The organism is Sphingomonas sp. CCH15-F11 (assembly GCF_001557005.1).
Lineage (GTDB): Bacteria > Pseudomonadota > Alphaproteobacteria > Sphingomonadales > Sphingomonadaceae > Sphingomonas.
Genome location: NZ_LSKG01000121.1, coordinates 1 through 3,646 on the forward strand (window position 1 = coordinate 1; position 3,646 = coordinate 3,646).

Genomic DNA, 3,646 nt, shown 5'->3' on the forward strand with positions numbered 1-3,646 from the left:
CCACCGATATGCCCTCGCGTTCAAGATCGACATTCATCACCTGCTTTACGAGCGACGGTAGCAGGATCAGTTCTGCTGCGCCTTCGACGAGCATCACGCGCCGGGCAAACAGTAGGTTCGACTTGGTGGCGTCCAGATACCGCTCCAGGTCATGGCGGTCGTTATCTGTGAGATTGGGCGCACGGCTGGGGACCGCTGCCAGCGATGATTGTCCTGCTCGCTGTGTCAGCACAACATAGGAGGACAGCGACGCACCCGCTGTTATTTGGGTGCTGTGGGTGGTCGCGATCGTCTGGAACGGCAGTCCGCGAATGGCGTCCATCAACGTCGCTTGAAGTTGCGGATGAAGGTGCGCTTCGGGTTCCTCAACAAGGATCAGTTCACCCGCCGACTTCCCGGCGGCCGCGCGTTTGCGGAACTGCTCGATCAGGATCGCGATGTAGAGGATATTGTTGAGCCCGAGGCCGTTCCGGCGAGGCTCGAACTGGCTCACGACCGGGTTGGACAAAAGCACGATCAGGTTGCGGATGATCGATTGAAACGAAGGGGCCGAAAGGCCCAGCTCAATTCCAAGATCGAATGCTGGGCCGGTGACTTCGGTGAACGCCCGATCGATGGATTGGGCAATAGCTCTCACTGTCGGCGTTGCTTCAATGAGGTTGTTCGCGTTGCGAACGGCATCAACGATCGTCTGCTGCTCGGCGACAGCAATGTCGCTGGCCTCTACGAGGCGAAGCAAGGGGGATCGGCGCGGCTGCTGCAAATCGCCTTCTACGTCCCGTAGGGCTGGCAGGAACACGACAAGGTAGGATTGCAGATATTGGAGGCCCACAGAGGTCGCCCCCAACTCGTCGTTCTCGTGGTTCCACGCAATCTGCGTCAGGTCGATGGCCGGATTGCCACCGCCGAATAGCTCCCAGCTAAAATCGTCCAAGTTCAGCGGGCGGTCCAGCGCTTGTCGCGCGATCAGGTCACGGATCGCTCGCTTGGGACGAAACCGATAGAAGATCCGTGCACGGTTAGGTTCGATCTGCGTCCCCTGAAGGAGCGCTTCTTCGTTTTCGTTGCCCTGAAAGCCGGTGAACTCGACGCCAACGAGAGCCTGAAACGGCTGGGTTTGATCGACGGTGCAGTAGACGTCTTCCTTCGTCAGCGATCGATAGGCGGAAGAAAGCCCCACATCGAGGCACAGGCGGATCGCATGGATGAAGGACGATTTGCCGGTGTTGTTCTCGCCAATGACGAGTGTGGTGGATTCGGCCAGGGGAACGTCGGCGAATTCGATCGCCCGAATGTTTCTGATGACGACTCTGCTGACGCGCATTTCATGGTCCTCCCCGACCTTGGGCGGATATTATCTCTTGCGGCGGCCAAGTGTCACGGAAATGCTGAAAACAAGGTCGGGCCAATTCAGCCAAAATGGACTAAATTCAAACCGCTAGATGGCGTCAAACCAAGTCGCGGACCCGCACAAACAGTTCGCCGGTTCGAGAGGCGCGGGCCACTTTGCGCTGGATAACTTCGGGAAGCGATAGTGTTCCGCTGAGCGCCTCCCACAAGTCCAGACCATCCATGCAAACCAGCCGCTTTCCGCGACCGAACGCATGCAACCCGTCATCGGTGAAGCCGCTCTGGCTAATGAAAACGCCCCGAGTCCACGTAGCTCGTTGCGCGAGTTTGCCTTCAAGTACATGAAGGTCCGCCGCGCCGGTCTTATCGGCCTGCCACTTCGCTTCGATGAGGTACGTCTGGCCGTCGAGCTCAAAGCTGCCATCGATCTGCTCGCCGCGAAGGTTGATGCTGCCGCCGCCCGACATGCCGTGGGCGGTGAACAGGTCGCGTAAGAATTTCTCGAATGCCAACCCCCGCGCTTGCGGAGCCAACGCCGTAAGCGCGATTAGTGCGTCGCGGAGTTTGCTGAGATCGGGGGCGGGTGCCTTTGCGGGAGCGGGCGGCGCTGGCGCAGCACCCGCAATTCCCTTTCCGCCAAGTCGCACAACGAGGTCATTTAATCGCCGCTCGGCATCGACCACACTGGTTTTAGCGTCGTCACCGAGCGTCTCGCGATATTCCCAGAGCGTCTCAAGTGCCTTGGCTGCCGCCGCGTCATCGGCCACTTCAAGATAGCAGCGAAGCCGGTTCATCTTGGAATTGCCGCGGCCAGCGAAGCGGTCATCGTAGATTTGAACGCCAAGCTCCTGAGCAAAGAAACTAGCGAAGCTATTGTTCGAGAAATCGAGCACGTAGCCAGGGTCTGCCGGCCGCTCAAAGACCTGATCAACAAGCTTCATTTCTAGTGCGCGTATGCTGCCCATGGTGGTTGAAGTTTGCTTCCCGAGCCCTTCGTTGTCCAGTTTGGACTCCCGTGGTCGGCATCGATCGCGGCCGCGCAAGGGGGTCCGGTTGATTGCATTGCCCGATGTAAAGCCGCCAGTCAGCAAACGGCCCATCGGCGGTCAGTCTGCTTCTGGCGTAACCTGCGTGGCGGCAATGGCGCCCAATGTGCGGACGTTTAACCCGTAGATGCATCAACCCGAACGCCGACGAGGCGCGCACCCCGGACTGAACGAGTGCGCCGCATCGCCAATTTCCGGCTGAGATTGATCGCGGCTCGGTGCGATCGTGGGAGAGGTGAACTCGGATATCGAAAAGGGTCTTCATATTGGCCCGTCAGCTGCAAACAGTTTCGACAAAAAATCTCACGGCGCGCATCCCGCGTCCCATCGCACCCGTAGCTCCGATCGCTGTGTCACTGACCAACCCGGGCGCTAGGCGCCTTTAGCGATGGTGGCCGAGCCAAATGGGGAGAAGCCGCCCGCCGGGAGTCTCGAGCTTCCGCGCGGATCATCGGCCGGAGTGTGACGATCGCCGCCGGCCTCGCGCTTTGCAGGGCGCGCTCCCGGGCGGTTAGGGAGAAGCAATCATGCGATATCTGAAATTGGGCGCTGGCATCGGTGCGATACTGATCGCCGCGCCGCTTGCCTTCATGGCGGCGGAGCAGTTCAGTCCGGCGGCCGATCACCTCGATCCTCCGACGCGGACGGACTCCGCCTTTGACGCCTCGCCTGATCGTGCCGCCGACATCGCCGATCTCTATGCGTGGCACACCGACACCTCCGTTATCCTGGCACTGACGTTCTCGGGGCCCCAGGCGACGACGCTTCCCGCGACCTATGATCGCGACGTGCTCTATACGATCAACGTGTCCAACGACGGGTCGCGCACGACTCCGACCATCCCGATCCGCGTCCGCTTTGGCGAGGACACGAGCCGCCCGGGCAACCAGTTTGGGGTTAGCGTCTCCGGGCTGCCGGGTGTTGCTGGGGGTCCGATTTCCGGCCCGGTCGAGACCGATCTTGCCCGGGACGGCGTGACGGTGCGCGCGGGTCTGTTCGATGATCCGTTCTTCTTCGACCTTCAGGGATTCCGGACGACCCGGATGACCGGGACGTTGAGCTTCGATCGCAATCGTGACTTTTTTGCCGGCCAGAACCTGACCGCGGTCGTGATTGAAATCCCCCGCGCTCGCATCGCGAATGGCAATAATCCGGTCGATGTCTGGGCAACGACCGCACGTTTCGGAGGTCAGTTGTGTCAATCGGCGTCCAATCGGGACCCCCTATCGGCGCGCAAAAGGGACCCCCTT

3 protein-coding genes are annotated in these 3,646 nt (G+C 60.4%); 1 reads left to right on the top strand and 2 read right to left on the bottom strand.

What is annotated here, in order from left to right; genetic code table 11:
• Both AX709_RS11220 and AX709_RS11225 read right to left on the bottom strand, forming a co-directional pair.
• A partial coding sequence (locus AX709_RS11220) for an ATP-dependent nuclease (protein WP_066549381.1) occupies window positions 1–1,324 on the bottom strand: 1,324 nt, incomplete at its 3' end.
• Window positions 1,325–1,448: 124 nt separating this feature from the next.
• Window positions 1,449–2,450 carry a restriction endonuclease gene (locus AX709_RS11225; protein WP_231727498.1) on the bottom strand — a complete coding sequence of 334 codons (1,002 nt, stop codon included), beginning with the start codon at window positions 2,448–2,450 and terminating at the stop codon, window positions 1,449–1,451.
• Window positions 2,451–2,923: 473 nt separating this feature from the next.
• Here AX709_RS11225 and AX709_RS11230 point away from each other — a divergent pair.
• The coding region (locus AX709_RS11230) for a DUF4331 family protein (protein WP_082731758.1) at window positions 2,924–3,646 on the top strand (723 nt) is incomplete at its 3' end.